This window comes from Fibrobacter sp. UWB1 (genome assembly GCF_002210325.1).
Lineage (GTDB): Bacteria > Fibrobacterota > Fibrobacteria > Fibrobacterales > Fibrobacteraceae > Fibrobacter.
In genome coordinates this window covers 61,315-79,751 of sequence record NZ_MWQL01000011.1, presented here as the reverse complement: position 1 = coordinate 79,751, position 18,437 = coordinate 61,315, and the positions used below count along the sequence as shown (strand labels likewise).

The 18,437-nt window shown below is 53.3% G+C and carries 11 protein-coding genes; 6 read left to right on the top strand and 5 right to left on the bottom strand.

Annotated elements, in window-relative coordinates:
- The first annotated feature begins 19 nt into the window (after positions 1-19).
- Entirely contained in the window at positions 20-910 is an 891-nt protein-coding gene (locus tag B7988_RS09730; protein WP_088657738.1) for an A24 family peptidase, read from the top strand.
- Position 911: 1 nt separating this feature from the next.
- Here B7988_RS09730 and B7988_RS09725 read toward each other — a convergent pair whose 3' ends face one another.
- Together B7988_RS09725 and B7988_RS09720 are read right to left on the bottom strand one after the other, a co-directional pair.
- Positions 912-2,447, bottom strand: coding sequence for a LamG domain-containing protein (locus B7988_RS09725; RefSeq protein ID WP_141225623.1), 1,536 nt, complete (start codon positions 2,445-2,447; stop codon positions 912-914).
- A 3-nt stretch (positions 2,448-2,450) separates the two neighbouring features.
- Entirely contained in the window at positions 2,451-3,275 is an 825-nt protein-coding gene (locus B7988_RS09720) for a TIGR02147 family protein (protein WP_088657736.1), read from the bottom strand.
- Positions 3,276-3,511: 236 nt separating this feature from the next.
- Between B7988_RS09720 and B7988_RS09715 the strand changes: the two genes are divergently transcribed.
- Both B7988_RS09715 and B7988_RS09710 read left to right on the top strand, forming a co-directional pair.
- Positions 3,512-5,638, top strand: a complete 2,127-nt coding sequence (locus B7988_RS09715; RefSeq protein ID WP_088657735.1) for an immune inhibitor A domain-containing protein — start codon at positions 3,512-3,514, stop codon at positions 5,636-5,638.
- A gap of 150 nt (positions 5,639-5,788) precedes the next feature.
- Positions 5,789-7,270, top strand: a complete 1,482-nt coding sequence (locus tag B7988_RS09710) for a glycoside hydrolase family 5 protein (RefSeq protein ID WP_088657734.1) — start codon at positions 5,789-5,791, stop codon at positions 7,268-7,270.
- A gap of 91 nt (positions 7,271-7,361) precedes the next feature.
- Here B7988_RS09710 and B7988_RS09705 read toward each other — a convergent pair whose 3' ends face one another.
- From B7988_RS09705 to B7988_RS09695, 3 genes are all read right to left on the bottom strand, one after another.
- Complete coding sequence (locus B7988_RS09705; RefSeq protein WP_088657733.1) at positions 7,362-8,894, bottom strand: hypothetical protein; 1,533 nt, start codon at positions 8,892-8,894, stop codon at positions 7,362-7,364.
- Positions 8,895-9,191: 297 nt separating this feature from the next.
- Complete coding sequence (locus tag B7988_RS09700) at positions 9,192-10,859, bottom strand: SGNH/GDSL hydrolase family protein (RefSeq protein WP_249268946.1); 1,668 nt, start codon at positions 10,857-10,859, stop codon at positions 9,192-9,194.
- A gap of 163 nt (positions 10,860-11,022) precedes the next feature.
- Positions 11,023-13,605: a T9SS type A sorting domain-containing protein gene (locus B7988_RS09695; protein WP_088657732.1), complete on the bottom strand. Its 2,583-nt coding sequence runs from the start codon at positions 13,603-13,605 to the stop codon at positions 11,023-11,025.
- Between the two features lie 313 nt (positions 13,606-13,918).
- Here B7988_RS09695 and B7988_RS09690 point away from each other — a divergent pair, with 313 nt between their 5' ends.
- The 3 genes from B7988_RS09690 to B7988_RS09680 all read left to right on the top strand — a co-directional run bounded on the left by B7988_RS09690 (position 13,919) and on the right by B7988_RS09680 (position 18,421).
- The gene (locus B7988_RS09690) at positions 13,919-14,776 is read left to right on the top strand and encodes a TIGR02147 family protein (protein WP_088627924.1); all 858 of its coding nucleotides are present in this window, start codon (positions 13,919-13,921) and stop codon (positions 14,774-14,776) included.
- 10 nt (positions 14,777-14,786) lie between these two features.
- Positions 14,787-16,136, top strand: coding sequence for a LamG-like jellyroll fold domain-containing protein (locus B7988_RS09685; RefSeq protein ID WP_088657731.1), 1,350 nt, complete (start codon positions 14,787-14,789; stop codon positions 16,134-16,136).
- Positions 16,137-16,321: 185 nt separating this feature from the next.
- Positions 16,322-18,421 carry a family 43 glycosylhydrolase gene (locus tag B7988_RS09680; RefSeq protein ID WP_249268945.1) on the top strand — a complete coding sequence of 700 codons (2,100 nt, stop codon included), beginning with the start codon at positions 16,322-16,324 and terminating at the stop codon, positions 18,419-18,421.
- The last annotated feature ends 16 nt before the right edge of the window (positions 18,422-18,437 follow it).

Sequence of the window (18,437 nt, the reverse complement as noted above, 5' to 3'; positions counted from 1 at the left end):
ACACTGATGGAGCAAGTTTATGGAAGAAATCCCCCTTTGGTACAGCCTGGCCGTATTTTTTGTGCTGGGCGCCTGCGTTGGCAGTTTTTATAACGTAATTGTGTACCGCATGCCCCGCGGAATTTCGCTGATTAACCCGCCTTCGCACTGCCCGCTTTGCAAGAAGCATATTCCGCTGTATTACAACTTGCCTATTGTTGGTTGGATTATTCTAAGAGGGAAAAGTGCCTGCTGCAAGCAGCCTATTAGCGTTATTTACCCGATTGGGGAATCCCTGTGCGGTCTTCTGGGGGCGCTAGCCCTTTATGCGGCTACCGGTTTTACTACGGATTTTACCGCCCCGGTGCAAAGCCTCGAAGTGTGGGCCGATGCCTTGGCGCTTTTCTGGCTCTTGCTTGGCATTTACCCGGTCAGCGCTGTTGATTTTAAGTACAAATTAATTCCTGATTCCATTTCGGTGGGTGGCATTGTCGCAGGCCTTGTGATTTCTTTTATTCCGGGCGGCATGACTCCGGTTGAAAGTATTGTGGGCGCTGTTGCCGCGGGCGGTGGACTTTACCTGCTCGGCTGGGTGGCGACCAAGGTGCTGAACAAGGCTGCCATGGGCTTTGGCGATGTCAAGTTGCTGGCCGGTTTTGGCGCGATTATGGGTGTGACCCGCGCGGTCGAAGTCTTGGTGATCGCTTCGATTCTTGGCATTCTCATTATGGTGCCGTATGCAAAGGTTGCTGAACGCAGGGCCGCTAAAAAGGCTGCTCAAAACAAGGCTTCGCAAAACAATGACGATGCCGAAGATGAAGGCGCCGGCCAGATTCCCTTTGGCCCGTTCCTTGCGGTGGCCGCCCCTTTCATGTACCTCTGGGGTGACGCCCTCAAGGAACTTTACTTGAAGCTCGTTGTCGGCGAGTAATCTATTTCTGCATTTCGTAGAAGGCGTAGAGCCAAGCCTTGAGGCGGGTCCAGTTCTTGTCGCTCTTGTACTTGATGAAATCGCCGAAAGAGTAGAGCATTACGTCTTGCGCTGGTGCGCTGCCGGTGTAGATTTCTTCGAGTTTGAAGAATTCCGTTGAAAGCTTGAGGTCGGTGTCGCGAACGGTTTCGCCGTCTATGGCAATCGTCAGGTGCTTTTTGTGAATGACGAATGAATAGTGGTGGCGTTTGCCGTCAATGACGCTTGCCTTGCCGTATTCGATAGAGTCGGTCGATACCGTGTCGATGCCGTTGTAGATTCGAGTGCAGAGCGCGGTGGAATCCTTTTCACAGCGGCGGATTTCAAAGCCCAGGCTGTCTGTGCCCGAGTAGAACAGACGACCGTCTTTTTCAAGACTATCCAGTTCGAACCAGAACGAAAGTGCGAAGCTGCTGTCGGTAAATATATTTCGAGTCGTAAGGAGAGTGTCCGTCAAGGGGGCGGAAATGAATTCACGAATGCGGTTGTAAGCGGTGTAGTCCTTGTATTTCCCGCTTACAAACGATAACGTTGCGGTCGAATCGATCTTGGGGACTACAATCCAGTATAGGGTTGTATCTTCGGATAGAATTTTTCCCTTCGAAGAAGTGTGGATGACGTTACCGAGCTGGTCCAAGAAGAACTTGCTGGTGTATCGGCTATCGTAGCGGTAGTCGTTGTCGGAAATCTTGATCGGGACAATCAGCGAATCTAGTACGGCGCCGCCAATTGTGTCGTACATGTCCGATTCCGGGAGCTTGAAGTTGAACTCGAGTAATTTCTTTTCTACGATTGCGGTTTCGCTTGCGTACAGGGTGTCGCCGGCGCTGAAGTTCCATTCGACGCCCAGCGTGCGGAGGTCCTTGCCACTTTGGATTTCTATTTGTTTGACGTAATCGTCGTTGCCGAAAAGCGGAATGTTTTCGACAATGGCGTAGCCGCGCTTGATGTCGTCCTCGGAAATTTTCTTGCAAGTGAGGGTTCCCGTAATGCAGAGAATAGAACCTTCAGAGAAAACTTCTTGCGCTTCATTGCCGTCGTCTGTCTTGACAATCTCGGTGTAAGAGGTTGAAATTTTCAGGGTGGCAGGTTCCTGCACGCGGACGTATACCGTGTCCACATCGTTCCGCTTCAAGACATCGACGCCGTAGAGCGTGTCTTTTTCGCCGTTTAGTCCTGTTGCGGTCGCAACGACGCTGTAAGCGCCCGTTATGTCTTCGAATACGGCGTAGTCCCCGTATTTGACGGTGGCGGAATCCAACAATTTTGTCTTGCCGTCTTCGATTTTGGTCAGTGCGAAATTGACCTTGGCCGATTGTTTGGGGTTGTATTCGTCGACGTAGGAGTGGAGGGTAAAAGCCACGGTGTGCCCGGATTCTGTCTCGGTGAGTACGCCTGCGGTAGAGGTCCCGTTGTCTTCGGGCATTGCGCATGCGCTGAAAAGTGTCGCCATGGAGAAGGCGAGCGTTGCAAATTTTGTCATTTCTCGTCTTGTCATGGTTTACTCCAAATTTGAGAACAGGTGAATATTCATTTGGTACACGCCGTCGGCTTGTTCCTTGTCTTCGCCAATAATGCGCCTTGCCTTCGCCTTGAATTCCTGTAGCTCGGCTTCGAGTTTCTTGTATGCCTCGCTCGAAATACTGAAGGTGAGCGTGCTCATGACGGTCGGCTGCTTGGGCGGCGTCATCAGGGCCTGTTTCGAAAGTTCGAAGCACTGCAGCTGGTATTGTTTGATCAGTTCGGCGTTGTTGTAGGGGCCGCTGCTGATACTTTCTTTGGTGGGCTTCCAGAAGCCGTTTTCGTTCTTGCGTGCAAGTCCGAGGCGCTCCAGGAGTGCAAGCGAGTCCTTGAGCTTTCCGAGCGGAACCTTGGGGAATATACGCTTTTGCACCGGAGTCATGTCGTCGTCCACGTCCATGGCGTCGAGGATTGCGAAAAGGGCGCTGTTGTACCAGTGGCTGTAGTAGTCGTAGGCGTCTTCGTTTAAAATGTGTTGCGGATTCGGGTGCAGCTTCAAGAGCTCCTGCATCGCGGCGTTACGAATAGATTCGTTTTTGGCCTGGTCCAGTTCGACCAGGGTTTCGAAGTATTTGGCTTCTTTTTTGTCGAGTTCCAGGATTTCAATAAATTTTTGCACCATGCGGGGGCTAACCTTTTTGCCCCTGACAACATCTGCAAAGTAACTGCGGCTTTTTTCGAGGCCGAGCAGGTTGCAAATTTCAGTACGGGTAAAACTGGGTTCCTCTTTGGCACGGGCAACCTGGTATTCTTCCAAGAACTTGCGGAAGTGAGTAAACTGGTATATGTCTAAAAAACGATTCACAGTCTTAATATAGATTTTTTATGCGGATATTGTATAATTTTTTTTGAAATTTTTGAGAACATGTTACGCAGGTCACAAAATGGCGGGAAACGGCTAAGAAATGGGAATTTTTACACCGAATTCGTCAAAATGAGCTGTTTTTAAGCTTTTATTACACGATGCTAACACATTTTTACTACAACAAGTTGGAATATTTCGGAAAAAAGGGGTTATTTTATAGATGAGGATTTTGGGAAATGAAAAAGGTGTTATTTGTATACATGATGGCGGCGGTATGCACTCTGGTTTCGCAAGTGAGTGCGCGTCCGGCTGCTCCGGGTTTCCAGACTGTTTCCAACAAAGACGGTAGCTCCGTTTCGATTCGTCATTTCGGTGATGAACATTACTTCTTTACAGAAACTTCTGACGGTTTCCTTGTAGCGGGTGATGGCAACGGTAGTTACGTGTATGTGGGTGAAGACGGCACTCCGAGCAAGTTTATTGCAAAGAATCCGGTGGATCGCACCGCTGAAGAAAAATCCTTTTTGAACGGTTTAAATCAGGAGGCGGTTCATCAAAAGCACCAAGAACTGAATGGTGACCGATTTCCCGATGAAGAAGGACTGAACAGCGAACAGAAGTTTACCCATACGCCTGTAATGGCGTACAACCAAGATGGCGTATCTGCCTTGATGCTTCGCCGTGCGGTTTCTGAAAAGTGGACGAAGGGAGAGCGCTGGTTCCCGGTACTTCTGATTGGCACGTCCGATAAAAATCATGGCGATTCGGCTGCGTTCTATGATTTCTTGAACAAGCCGGGCTACAACGTCAACAACAATATCGGAAGCTTGCGTGACTACTTCTTGTATGTGTCCGACAGCATGTTCTCGCCGCATTTCGACGTGTACCCGATCAAGCTCAACAAGGCGTTGACGGACTATGGCACCGGCGACAATTTTAAGGAAGGCCAGTTTACTGCCGAGGGCCTTACGGAGTTGGCAAAACGTGCCGATTTCCAGGCTAATGCGGCCAAGTATTGTTTCAGCGGAACCAATGTCGATGGCTTTATCTTCTTGTTCCCGGGCATGGAAGAAGATGCCCTTAAGCAGAGCGGTCTGTTCTGGGGACACCAGTTCTGGATGCAGTCGAACGGATCTTCTTCGGGTTGGTTCCCTTCGGCGTATAAAACAGGCGGCTACACTTTTGACAAGTACTTGTTTATCGCCCAGTATGCGGACGGTTCCAGGAATTCGAAAATCAACAAGATGGGTACGTTTGCCCATGAGTTCAGTCATGTGATGGGCTTGAATGACCATTACGGCAAGGACGCAAACAATAACCAGGTCGACGGTCCGAGTGTCTACGACATTATGTCGTTGGGTATGTATAACGGCTCTACGATGAACGAGGGCAATGCACCCATGGGCTATTCCGCCTACGAAAAAGAAATCATGGGCTGGCTGAAGCTGAAAGAACTGGAAGCCGATAAAACATACTCGCTCAAGAAGTTGAGCAAGATGGAGGCGTATTCCGTTACGAACCCGAACCAAAACGACGAATACTTTGTTGTTGAATATCGCCCTGCGGAATCATATGATTCGTATATCAAGAATTCTCTGGGCTGGGGTGCGCGTTCCAGTGCCAATGGCGTGTACGTGTGGTATATTGACTTTGACCAGAAAATTTGCGTGACGAACAATAATGCAAACGGTGACATTAACCACCAGCGAGTGGCGATTGTGGCCGTGCAGGGCGCTAAGGGCTATTACGCCAATTTCACTTACGTAAACAAGAATGGCAAAGCCTCTGTGCCGGGCGTTTACAATATTGTGCTAGACGGTAACGACAGGGCTTGCTTTACCACATCGCAGGGAATGTCGCTTTCGGCTTGCCCCGAAGAATCGAGTTCATCTGTCGCCAGTTCCAGCAGCATTGCTAGTTCTAGCAGTATCGCCAGAAGCTCCAGTAGTATTGCGAGAAGTTCCAGTAGTTTGGCCAGAAGTTCTAGCAGCGTACGCAGCTCTAGCAGTGAACGGAATTCGTCAAGCAGTGTCGCTTCTAGCTCCAGCGTAAAGATTGTGTCTTCGTCTAGCTTCAATATCTGGCAGCGTTCCAGCTCGTCTGCGTTTATGGGTATCGCGGATGCCGGCGCCGTAATGCCGCAGGTGCATTATTCGCTGGAAGGCCGTATGCTCCATGTGCTTGCCGATGTACCGGGCCTTAAGGAAGTGCGCCTGTTCGATATGCAAGGTCACCTGCTCTATTCGGAGAAGTTCTCTGGCAGTGCGCTGGCGCTTGATCTTGCGGGCATGAGCCACGGCGCATTCGTGGTGCGCCTGACGGCGGGGAACTTTACTTCGCAACGCAAGTTGTCTTGCCCTTAAACCCCATTCGGCAACGCGCTTGCCGGTGTGGATTTTTTGTCAAAAAAAAGAATATTTTGGGGATGCCGTGAGCGTCCCCTTTTGATATTATATTTAGGGCAAGGTTGTTTAAATAAGTGCCTCTGGAGTTAGAGGCGCTAAAGGGTTGTTATGAAAAGACGCATCCTCAGGACTGCGGCAATGGCTGCTTCCGTGTCTTTGGTTTCGATGTCGTGGGGCGCTACGCTTCCGACTGCGACCGAAATTTTCAATAAAATGGGCTTCGGCATCAACATCGGTAACACGATGGAAGTGCCGGGCAATCCGACCGGTTGGGGCAACAAGTTCCCGACAGAGGCCTACATCGATTCGGTGAAGGCGGCCGGATTCAGCACGATTCGCATTCCTTGCGCCTGGGATAGCCACGCCAAAGACGGAGTCATTAACGAAAGTTGGATGGATTCCGTGCAGACGGTGGTGGACATGTGCATGCGCGCAGGGTTAGTGACGGTTCTCAACATTCATTGGGATGGCGGCTGGCTCGAAGGGAACTTGAGTGACGACAAGAAGGACGAGGTGAACGCCAAGCAAAAGGCGTACTGGACCCAGATTGCCACACGCTTCAAGAACTACAACGAACGCCTGCTTTTCGCGAGCGCAAACGAGCCTGCTACGACTGACGATAATTACAAGCATGAAACTGAAATCTTGGCAACATACCACCAGACTTTCGTGGACGCCGTGCGTGCCACGGGTGGTAACAACGCAAGCCGTACGCTTGTGATTCAAGGGCCTTCTACGAGTATTGACCGCTCGGTTGAAGTCTATACGGTGGACAAGCTCCCGAAAGACGTGATCGAGAACCGTTTGATGTTTGAGGTTCACTACTACGATCCGTACACCTATACGCTGATGAATGAACCTGCCAACTGGGGCGCCATTGTGGAACCGCAGTATTATTGGGGTACGGGCGACAATCTTGCTACGGGTGACGATATCGTCCATAATTGCGGCTACAATGCCTGGGGCGGTGGCATGGGTGATCCCTGCACCAAGAGCCAAATGGATGCATCGCTTGGCAAGATGAAGAAAAACTACGTGGATAAAGGCGTGCCGGTGATTATCGGTGAATTTGGCGCAAACGACCGCGTAGGCGTGCTTACGGGTAGCAACTATGACAAGCACCGCAAAGGTCGCCTTGAATATTACCAGGCGTTCATGAGTTCCTGCAAGGCGAATCAGGTGGTGCCGATTGCTTGGGATACGGGTCACGAAGGTGAAAACAACATGACCATTATCCGCAGGCAGAGTGAGCCCGATGGCTCCATTTTTGACAAAGATGTGCTAGACATTATGCGGAAAGCGTATGGTCTTGGTGACTACGTGAATACGGGAATTACTCATGACGAAAACTTTGTGGAAGGCGGTGCCGGAACGATTGCCGTGCGGAATGGCGGCGTTACGAGTTCTTTTGGTCGCGTTAATCTCCGCCGCGAAGGAGCGATGCTTTATGCTAGTGGAGCCATCAAGCTGTTCGATATGAATGGCAACATGCTCCGCAGAGGAATTTCCGAGCTTTCGTTGCAGGGCTTGCGCCAAGGCGTCTATATCGCCAAAAGCGGTAATCGTCAGTTGAAAGTGAATCTGCGCTAAGGCTCTTTGTTGCAACGAAAACTCCCCGGCGTTCGTCGGGGAGTTTTTTCGAATCAATAAGGAATAATTTGGAATAAGCTCTGGTTGGCTACTAGAGTCCAGTGTAGCTGAACGATTTATGGCCGAGCTTTTGGCCACAACTACTGACAAATACAGCGGTCAACTTACCGACGCGAATGCCTGCAAGATTTCCGCCTTTTTCGCCAAATTCACGGACGAGGTTACCCTGCAAGTCGAACAAGCGGACTTTGGTGCCCTCGGGTGCGCCTTGTACATGCAAGAAGCCGTTTGATACGAACATGTTCATTGACGGAGCGAGGTGTGCCATCTTCAGGGAGGTCTTCGAAGTGTCCTGTTTGGAAGTATCCTGCACGGTCGTGTCCTGCTTAGAAGTGTCCGGCTTGGGTTCTTCGTACGGGAGCGAAGGCGTTTCCCAGTCAATCCAGTCGGCATAGTTATCAATCTTGAAACCCTTGCCGTTCGTAGGCTTGACGTGGATATCGGTATTGGCGTTCTTGCCGCGCATGAACTTGTCCACGAACGCTGTCACGGAATTGTTCTGGTTCGGCGCTGCCTGGCAATGCTCGTGGCCGCCGGTAAAGTCGAAACCGATACGGTCTTCGATGCCCATGGCCTTCCACACCTCGGTCGCTGCCATGATGGACTTGTAGCCCGATTCGTCGCCAAGCCATTCGTAGGGCGGGTTGCCGAGTGCAATCACTGCGCGCGGGGCGATCATGGCGATGAGTTCGTGATGGTCGTGCGGGAGCTTGTACGGGTCCTGGCGCTGCAAGCTCTGCATGAACCAGCTGTAGTTCGTGTTGTCAATTTTTTCGATGTTCGTGCCGCGGCTCGCGAAGTCTGCGGATGTGCGCCACGAGTTGATGCCGCCGCCACCCGATTCCTGGGCGATGGTGAGCGTCACGCGTTCGTCGAAGGCGCCTGCGAATAGAGCCATCTTGCCTGCATAGGAGCAGCCTGTGACGGCAATTTTGCTCATGTCCAGGTGGTACTGGTCGGCAATTTGCGCAAGACCGTCAATCAGGCGGCTCACACCCCAAGACCATGCGGAATAGTCACCGTTCTGGTTCTTGTTGCCGTAGAACTTGTAGAAACCCACGTTCGTGTCCTTTTGGCCGTTCATGGAGTATTTCGCGACCTGGTCGTGATTGAAGGGTACCTGCACAAAGCCGCTGAACAGGCTAGAGGAAAGCGAACCCGTGCCGCTGTTCATGCCGATGATAATCGGGTGCGGGCCGTTGCCAGAAGGAATGCTGAACTTCGACGTAATCGTCATTGTCTTGCCGCCTTCCTTGACGGTGACCGTGAGGGTGCCGCCGCTGTAAGTGGCGCTCACGTCGGAAGGAATCGGCTTGTCGCCGATTTCGTACTTTTCGATATCGGCCTTGATTTCGTTACGACGCTTGCTCCAGTCGCCATACTTGGTGACTTTGGAACCGTCGTGGAATTCGAATGGGTTGGGGAGTTTTCTATTGCTCTTAAGTTCGCCCGCCTTGGCGCCAAGATCCTTGCCGCGGTTTTCGAGGTCGAAATTGAGCGGTATTTCTGCAAATACCATGGAACATAAACCAAAAAGAAGCGCCGTGTGGAGGCCCTTTTTCATGTTTCACTCCTTTCGCCAAACAGAAACCCAAACCCATTGTGTTAAACAATCATAGTTATAATGGGTACTTTAAATATATGCTTGAATAGCATAGATATGGTGTTCAAATTCTTTTTACTGTGGACAAGTATGTCCACATCTTTCAGTAAAAGGATATTTTTTATGGGATTTCCAAGGTAACCGTAATAAATAAGCTGGTCCGAAAAGACTGATTACGTCGCAACTGAATTGAACTTTAAGAAAAATCCCCAGCCGAGATGGCCGGGGATTTTTTGGAGGTGTGTTGTTGCGAGAGAGTTAGCGCCTTGTGGCCTTGAAAATCCCGAGGGTCCTGTTGCCTTGCGCGACCTTGACTAGGTAGGCGCCTTGACGCAGGGTGATGTGGAGTTCGTTCCCCTGCATGGCGCGGAATTCCGCGATGCGGTGGCCTTGCATGTCGAAGACGCTGATGTCGTGCGCGCCGCCGTCGATGCCCTCGAGACGGAGCTTGCTACCGTTGATTCGCCCGCTGATTGCGTTGTGCGGAGTTATGGATTCGGCGGCGGTGACGCCTTCGGTATCTTCTGTGCTGGAGGATGCGCCTTCTGTTGCGCTGGACGATTCCGGACCGGCGATTTCTGCACTTGACGAGGATTCCGGTTCTTCGGAACTGCTGGATTCCGGCTCCACCTGAATCAAGCCACCATCGGTGATGGGCGTCTTTGCCCGTGTGAGGATGTCGAGCGGGTCGGGCTTGCTGGAATCGAACGCTTCATGATCGTCGCGCAGGTGCTTGGCGAGTTCGGGTACCTTCGCCTTGATTTCTTCGATGTTCGCGCGGGCGAGTTCGTAGGCGCCGTATTCGCAGAAGTGCGTCTTGTCGCTCGCGGTGTACATGTACATTTTTTCCTTGTTGCCACCGAGGGCCTTGCCGAGCGTGATGCTGTGCTGGTTCAGGTCGAGTACGGTGACGCCGAGTTTTTTGCCGATGGCGCGCATACGTTCGGGAAGCCCGCCCACAGCTGTTTTCGGGTCGGTTTCGTTTTGCCGCGCGGTAGATGTCACGAACAGCGGAGTGGCCCCCTTCGCCTTGATTTCGTTTGCGTATTTGGTGAGAGTTGCTTCGTAGTTGTTCACGTCGTTTTGATTCTTCTGGTCGTTATGCGCGAACTGCACGGTCACGAAGTCGCCCTTCTTGACTTCGGCGAGAATCTTTGCGAGGCGCTTCATGCTGTAGAACCCGCTGGCGGTAAGGCCCGATTCGGCGTAGTTCGCGATGGCAAGGCTGGATTTGAAAAATCCCGGGGCCATCTGGCCCCAACCCGCCCAAGGAGCCGTTATTTGGTCGACCACGGTGGAATTCCCGCAGAGCCAGAGTGTGGTCACGTTGTCGTTACGCTTGATTTCGATTCCTGCGACGGCGGGCGCCTTGCCGCTGATGACGAAGGTGAGCTTCTTGTCCCAGGTGCGGTAATCCTTTTCGCGGTCCTTGATGCTCATGGTCACCGAGCCGTCCATGCTTCTTGTTTCCATGCGCCTGAGCGAAACGGTCTGCCTGCTGAACACGCCGCCGGCGAGGGTGATGCGGTCGAGCATGAGCTTGCGGTTTTCGGCCCATACGGTGGTTTCGCTTTCGTTTTCGCCGTCACCGAGAATGAACGTCACTTCGTAATTGCCTTGCGGGAGAGCTACCGAGAAAACCATGTCGCCCTTCGCCGTCAAGAAATCCGTGGTGAGGTCGTCGTCCCACAGGCGGTCTACCGAAGAAACCGTCCCGCTTTCGAAGCCGTAGCCCTGCGAGTCGCTGTACTTGGTGTTGGCCTTGACCTGCGTGTAGCCCGCGGCAACCGGGCCCTCGCCGAAGTCGAACTTGTAGTTTTCGGCGGCTTCGGCCATGGAGAATGCGGCCAGAAGCGCTGCGATAGTCACCATCGTGGCGGTTTTGACAAGGGTGTCGTAGCCCTTGATTTCAGTTTTGTAATCCATAATAACATCCCTTTTACACACGTTTGTGTTTGTACTACAAAATGTACTATAAAATTTTCAAAAAAGCAAGAAAAATTTCAATTTTTTTTTAAATCCGTTAACGGTAAAAAGCCGCCTAGCCCCCCTCTGAGAAAGGGCGCTAGACGGGGAGTTTATGGGGGTTCTATTTCTTAAAGATTCCCTTGGAGATATACTTGCCGTCGATTTTTATGCGCACAAGGTAACTCCCCTTCGGGAGCGGTTCCTGCGAAAGGTCCACGGCGCTCTCGCCCGCGGCGACAAACTTCGCGATGGTCCCCACGATGCGGCCACTCATGTTGTAAATCTCGATTTCGGCGTAGCCGCCGCGGGCAAAATTCTGCACGCCTGTCGCAAGGGCGGTCGTCCCTTCTGCAGAGGAAAGCGTCACACCCGGTACCCCGAAGTAGAAACCGTCCACGTTCGGGCCGCCGTTCTCCGTGGTGGAGGAGAGCTTGAGCGTATTCTCACCCTTCACGATGTTCACGGGAACCTGGACTTCTTGCCAGGTGGTCCAGCTGCCGGTAGAAGGTAGGCTTACGCTGACCGCATCGCCGCCGTTTACGGACAGGTTCATGTCGCGGGCATCGTTCCCGCCGTTTGCAAACACGATGGAGACGGTCGTCTTCGCGTCTTCCTTTGCGGTCACTTTCCAGGTGGCAAAGCTCGCCGCATCGTTGTCGAAGTTGTAGTAGCCCTTCTCTTTCCAGCCTTCGTTCGTGTCTTCGAAGGTGCCTTTACCTTCTGCCGGGGCGGATGCATCTACAAACGATTCCTTTGTCATGTCGTGCTTGATTTCGGGAATGACGGGGTCGACAATCACCGGGTCAATAACCACAGGGGTAGTACCGTCACCTGCGAGATAAATGGAAGGCTGCTTCAGGTTCTTTACCGCGTCGGGCAGATAGTAGCCCAGGTGCGGCGGCTGGTTGTAGGCCACGTTCTGCCAGGCAATGCTCACGCGGTAATGCGGGTCATGCATCAGGGTGTACACGCGGTAATCCGTCGTGACCGGAGTGCCGAAAATCGTAATCATGGAGGCGTCGCTGCCCGAACGCAGGATAAGTTCTTCGCGCCAGTCGCCGAACAAATCGGCCACGAGGCTCGGGTTCTTCTTTGTTCCGTTGTTCGTAGTGGACTTGTTCACGTTGCCGTAGGTAAAGTAGCGGTTCGCCTTCTTGTCCTTGGTGCTCCACTTGTCTATTGCGCCGTCAAGCAGTTCGTCTTGCAGGTCTCCGTCAAAATAGATGCGGAAGTTCACCGAGGGCTTGCTGCCCGAAATCTTCTGGCCCTTCACGTTCTTCACGCCGTCGCCCGCGCTGCTCCACATCTCGAATCCGCGGTGGTCCGCGTCAATGTCTGCGGCGAGGCCTCGGCCGTTGTCGACGCCCGGGTTCGGCTGCTTGGTGCCCCAGATGATCTTGCCGTCGGGGCCGCGGAAGTCGTCGGTATAGGCGGCGGACTTTTCTTCGTGAACGTCCCACGATTCAAGGCCCGGACGGTCGGGGTCCATGTCAGAGAGGTGGAGTGCATCGCCGTGTCCGAGCCCTGTGCGGTAAAGGAGCGTGCCGTCGGACTTGAGCGCCGCAGAACCGAACACGATTTCGTCCTTGCCGTCGCCGTTGATGTCGCCTACGGAAACGTTGTGGTTGCCTTCGCCAAAGATGCCCTGGCCCCTCGTTTCGGACTTGTGGTACCAGCGCTGCTTGAGCTGCTTGCCGTCGAAGTCGTAGGCGACCGCGTAGGCGTAGGTGTAGTAGCCGCGCATCATCACGAGGCTCGGGTGTACACCGTCGAGGTAGGCGATGGCCGCGAGCATGCGTTCGCTGCGGTTGCCGTAGTTGTCGCCCCAGTTCTTGGTGACATTACGGCCCGGCACGTAGTCGATGGTCGTGATGGCTGCACCCGTCTTGCCGTTGAACACGGTCAGGAACTCGTTCCCGCTCATGATGGTGCCGGTCTTTGTGCGGTAATCCTTGCTCTTGTCGCCGATGGCCTTGCCTGTACCGTCAATGGTGCCGTCGCTTGTCTTCATGGCAACTTCGGCGATGCCGTCACCGTCTAGGTCGTAGACCATGAACTGCGTGTAATGGGCGCCCGCGCGGATGTTCTTGCCCAGGTCAATGCGCCACAGCTTTTTGCCGTTCATCTTGTAGCCGTCAATATACACGTTGCCCGTGTAGCCGCTCTGCGAGTTGTCCTTCTGGTTGCTCGGGTCCCACTTTACGACAAGCTCGAGTTCCCCGTCGCCGTCCAGGTCGCCCACGCTCATGTCGTTCGAGGTGTAGCTGCAGCTGGAACCGTCGGGCATCTTGAGGTCGCCCGGGCGGTCAAGCTTGAGAGTCGCATACGGGATGTTCTTACCATCGGAATTGGCTGACTTGTCGAACACAAACGAGAGTCCGGACTGCGCACCTTCCTTGCCACCCACGACTGCGGCGACCGTATACTTGGAGGTCGCCTTGCCCGAAGCGTCGAGGTAGTTTGTCGCGCCGTTCCCTGCGATGGTCGCAATTTTTGTCCCGTCACGGTAAAGATTGAACTCGGTATTCGGGGCGTCGCTCCCGAGCAGGCGCCAGCTGACCAGTATGCCTTTCCCGACGTTAGAAGCCACGAGACCGCGGCTCAGGTTTTCCATCTGACGCGGGGCCGCGAAAGACGGGATGGCGAGTCCAAAGGACAACGCTACACACGCCGCAAGCGGCGTTTTCTTTCCACAATACACCATATTTTCCTCCCCAAAAGGGTCGAAGTTATACCAAACAGGTACTTATCGTACCGATTTTTAATATAATCTAAATTTTATTAAAAGTCTACATTTTCTCAATAATTTACCTTAATTTACAAAGATTGTTAGTTGTTTGTTGTTGTAAAATGTCTACATTTTTTGGAAAAATTGCTGAAAAAAGTTCCGTTTTCGCCGTTTTTTGCGCCTGTTTCGAATGTCAACACCCCGAGGCGGGGCTTGAACGCGTCCCGTACCGGGAAAATTTTTAACTTTTACTATACTATGTACTACATTTTTATGTATATTTAATATCATGAATACCTTCGTAAACATTTTCGAGTTTACCAAGTTCCGCAAGTTCCTGGCGGAATACCAGGAGCGCCGTCAGGCGGCGGAGCCTTCGTTTTCGCGTACCGAGTTCTGCAACTTGCTGGGACTCCCCAATACCCGCAGCTATTTCAATGACGTGGTGCAGGGCAAACGCGTGACCGACAACATGCGCGAGCGTTTTATAAACGTCATCGGGCTCAAGGGGAACGAGGCGAGGTATTTCGAGGCGATGGTCGATTTTGATCAGGGGAAGACTGCTCAGGTACGCGAGGCGGCGTTCGATGCCATGATGCGCCTGAACAAGAACCCGCAGGCGATTGTGGACCCGGACAGCTACGAGTTCTTTGGCAACTGGTACAACAGCACGGTCTATGCGATTCTCGAGGTGATGGATGTGGGCGACGACGTGTCGGAACTCGCGGCGAAGATTTTCCCGCCCGTATCCGAGAAGCGCCTGAAGGCGAGTCTTGAACTTATGAAAAAGATGTCGCTCGTGCGCAAGGACGAACGCGGATTCTGGAAGCCGACGAAGGATAGCCTTGCCACGGTGCAGCAGAGCAAGAGCCAGATGGTGCTCCAGTTCCAGAAGCAGTGCCTGGAACTCTCGAAGCAGGCGCTGGAGTCCGAAGGGAGCGAGTCCCGCGACATGACCACGTTCACGTTCGCGGTGTCGAAATCCGCGCAGGCGAAGGTCGAAAAGGCTGCCGAAAAATTCAAGGCGCAGGTGCGCCAGATCGTGATGGCCGACAACGAGACTCCAACCGTCGTGGAGCATGTGAACCTGCACGTGTTCAGCAACATCCGCGAAAACAATAAACCGTCCGGAACGGGCGAGGCGTAGGGAGGTGTTTATGGGATGCTTTAGGAATATCTTTGATGCGGAGCGTCTTGCGTTCGCTTTTGTCGCGGTGTGCGTGCTCGCCTTCTTTGCGGGCTGCAGCAATACGTCTTCTACGGATTCCGCAGGAATCCTCATCGAGACGAATACGGGCAACAAGGGGCTTGCGCGGATTCTTGTTTCTGCCGAGAATCTGGATGTTGTCGCGGGCGATACTGTCGTGGTGTTCAAGGCGAGTGCCGATACCGTGGGTGACACTTTGTATGTAGATACGGTGGACTACAGGCATGTGGCGACCTCGATTGAGTGTGCGTCGGGCGTGATGTCGCTCGATAGCCTGCCCGTGGGCGATTACGAATCCGTTTCGGTGCACCCTCTGGAGGGTAACGTGCGTACGGTGGCTGTTTCCTGGAACGTCGAGGAAAATTCCACGAATATCGACCGTGCGCTGGATGCGGAATTCAAGGGCGCTGTCGCGCTTGTGCTTCCCGAGGGGTTCGAAGATTTGGCCAGTTCGGACGAGGTGTTCGAAAGCATGCCCTTCGCGGTCCGGCTCCCGGAAGTAAAGAACCCCTGCCTGTTGGATGCTGACGGCAACATGGTGCGCCTCAGTCGTGCCGAACTTGCGGACGCCCCTACGGCAAGGGCTTCTGATTCCGCTGTTTATTGGGGCGTGCTGCCGCAGGTTGCCTTCGATGAGAACAATGCCGTGTCTCTCGACGTGGTGGAATCGTGCCAGTCCAGCGACCGCATTGACTTGGCTCTGGCCCGCTATGTGGAGCATTTTGATTCGGTTGTGCCGTCCGAAGCGGCGCTCGCTACCGGCAACGAGCTTGCGTCTGTGCTCGGCAATTCCCGCTGGGTGGATTCTACCGACAACTGGTTTTACATTCCCGATTTCAAGCCCTTCTCCGAAGACGGCTACTACATGGGACTCTCCATCTGGTTCAATATTGATTCTATGCAGGTGGACGAGTACGCACAAATTATTTCGGCCAAGAAAGACAGCGTGGGTTTCACCCTGCAGAAGCGCGGAACATCGGGTGCGGTGAACCTCAGGCTCGATACGCGCACGGGTGTCTACAACACGGTCGTGGGGCGTGCGAACGGGGTGCTCGACGGAACCTGGCATAACTACTCGTTCAAGATTCATGGCGATAGCGTGACCACGTTCATCGACGGAACGCTGCTGGAATCCAGGCAGTTCGATTCGGGCGAGGGCTTTGCGGCTGCATTCAACCCCTCAATCGGCTACGGCGGGCTTCGCGGCGGTATTGACGAGGTGTTCTTCTTCGACGGTACGCAGTCCAACAACTGGATGCGGCTCTTCTACGCCCTGCAATATGCGGTTATAAAGGAATAAACGGGTGCTTAAGGCGCCCTTCGGGGTGTATTTTTGCAAAATGTGGACTTTTTTTAATTAAATTATTGTAAAAATTACATCGTTTAGTTTGAAATTGCGTAAAAACTATTGACTTTTAATAAAAACGAGCGTATATTTAAAGTAGCAAACCTTATAGTAAAAAGGGAGATAAAATGTTTGGTGTGATGGGATTGAATTCTCGCGGAGTGGTGTCCGCGGCAATTTTCACGCTCGCCTTGGCGGGCCAAGGTGCGTTCGCTCAGTCGTGGTATGCAACTGACGTGCGCCAAGGGGGCCATGACCCTTCCATGTACAGGGACGAGAATGGCTACATCCTTATGTCCACGAATAACAACCTGGCGATGTGGACCTCGACGGACATGGTCAAGTGGAGCGCGAAGGGGCAAATCTTCAACGACAGCCCGCAGTGGCTCAAGAATGCCGTGGGCGGAAGGACTGACGGCATCTGGGCTCCTGACCTGTTCCATTTCAATAACCAGTACGGCGTGTTCTACTGCGGCTCCGTTTTTGGTCAGCGCACTTCTGCAATCGGTGTCGCGACGAACGCGAACCTGAACTTCTCGGATCCGGCAAAGGGTTGGACGGACCAGGGTGAGGTGACGCGCACCACGAACAGCAACAACTACAACGCGATTGATGCCGACGTGGTGGTGACTCCCGATGGCCAGTACTGGATGACTTACGGCTCCTGGAATGCGGGCGGTATCCGCTTGATCAAGCTGGACCCCAAGACGGGCAAGCAGGCGAGCGACGACAAGACGAACTACATGATTGCGACGCGCGGCGGTACGGGTATCGAAGGCCCGAGCCTCATCGAGCACGGCGGGCAGTATTTCTTGTTTACGGCCTGGGACGTATGTTGCAAACAAGGTAACGAAATCGAACAGACCACCTACAAGACGGCCATGGGCCGCGCCGACAAGGTGAACGGAACCTACAAGGACCGCAGCGGCAAGGAACTCAACAAGGGTGGCGGAACCATCCTGATGCAGCGTTACAGCCGTTACGTGGGCCCGGGCGGCGGCGAGGCCTTCAAGGACCTGAACCGCATCCGCTTTGTGCATCATTACTACGACCTGACCGGCGACAAGTACAACCACATCCACATTCGCGACCTGGTTTTTACCGACGACAACTGGCCCGAAATGGGGCAGCCCTTCCTCGGGCGCTACCTGAGTGCCGAGGCGGAACACGGCATTATGACACGCGGTGCGACGGATGACCTGACCTTCAATTACACGAAGGAAGCCTCGAACGGCGAATACGTGGGCTACATCAATACGAAGGGTTCCAAGATTCGCTTGCCGATGAACATTATGCAGGCGGGCGACTACATTATGCGTTACCGTTACGCGAACGGCGGCGATAATGATGCTACACATAAAGTAACGGTGAATGGAAAGGCGCAGACGGTGAAACTCCCGAAGACGGGCGCCTGGGGCAGTTTCCCCGAAAAGTCCGTGGCGATGGTGCCTGCAAAGCTCAAGCGCGGCGGCAACTTTATCGAGGTGGAACCCGACCAGAATTTTGCGGAACTGGACCGCATCGACTTCTTGCGCGTGATTCGCGATACCATTCCGGGCAACGGATTCGATAACGGAATCAAGGTGCGTCTCACCAAGGACGACAAGCTTGCCGTCAAGAACGGTGGCTACGCCATCTTCGAAAACGTGGTGACAGATTCTATCAAGAGCACCGAAGTCAAGGTCGAACTGCAGCAGTGCAGCGGCGGGACGCTCAGCATCCGCGAGGGTTCTGCTTCGGGTACGGAACTTTCCAAGTGCACTGTTCCTTCGAGCTGCGCAAACGGCGCCTGGACCGAAGTGAACTGCTCTGCCACCAAGAAGCTTTCGGGCGTCAAGGACTTCTACCTCACGGGTAGCGGCATGAGCGGCGAAGTGCTGGTGGGCAACATCCGCTTCGGAAAAATTGCTGAACCGCCGGTATCTAGTTCTAGCGTGAATCCGCCGGCATCTAGTTCTAGCGCGGCTCCGGAAGAATCTAGTTCCAGCATCGCTGAAGTTTCCAGTTCCAGCGAAATTTCGACGGCTCTCGCTCAGGCAAAGTCTTTGAAAACCGGCTATAAATTGACTGCAAATGCTTTGGGCTACACCCTCCATTTTGATCGTCCTGGCAATTACGAAGTCTTCGTGATGAACCCGATGGGTCAGCTGATGGCTCGAAAGACTGTGCGCATGGAATCTGAAGTGTCGCTGCAGGGACTGCCAAAAGGAAAGTACATCTTCAAGGTGATGAATCACTAACAGAAAAAGGGATGTT

Bases quoted from the DNA above. Each gene is read 5' to 3' on its own strand.
- B7988_RS09690 (WP_088627924.1), top strand. From the start codon at position 13,919: ATGAATACCTTCGTAAACATTTTCGAGTTTACCAAGTTCCGCAAGTTC.
- B7988_RS09715 (WP_088657735.1), top strand. From the start codon at position 3,512: ATGAAAAAGGTGTTATTTGTATACATGATGGCGGCGGTATGCACTCTG.
- B7988_RS09680 (WP_249268945.1), top strand. From the start codon at position 16,322: ATGGGATTGAATTCTCGCGGAGTGGTGTCCGCGGCAATTTTCACGCTC.
- B7988_RS09705 (WP_088657733.1), bottom strand. From the start codon at position 8,894: ATGAAAAAGGGCCTCCACACGGCGCTTCTTTTTGGTTTATGTTCCATG.
- B7988_RS09685 (WP_088657731.1), top strand. From the start codon at position 14,787: ATGGGATGCTTTAGGAATATCTTTGATGCGGAGCGTCTTGCGTTCGCT.
- B7988_RS09710 (WP_088657734.1), top strand. From the start codon at position 5,789: ATGAAAAGACGCATCCTCAGGACTGCGGCAATGGCTGCTTCCGTGTCT.
- B7988_RS09730 (WP_088657738.1), top strand. From the start codon at position 20: ATGGAAGAAATCCCCCTTTGGTACAGCCTGGCCGTATTTTTTGTGCTG.
- B7988_RS09725 (WP_141225623.1), bottom strand. From the start codon at position 2,447: ATGACAAGACGAGAAATGACAAAATTTGCAACGCTCGCCTTCTCCATG.
- B7988_RS09695 (WP_088657732.1), bottom strand. From the start codon at position 13,605: ATGGTGTATTGTGGAAAGAAAACGCCGCTTGCGGCGTGTGTAGCGTTG.
- B7988_RS09700 (WP_249268946.1), bottom strand. From the start codon at position 10,859: ATGGATTACAAAACTGAAATCAAGGGCTACGACACCCTTGTCAAAACC.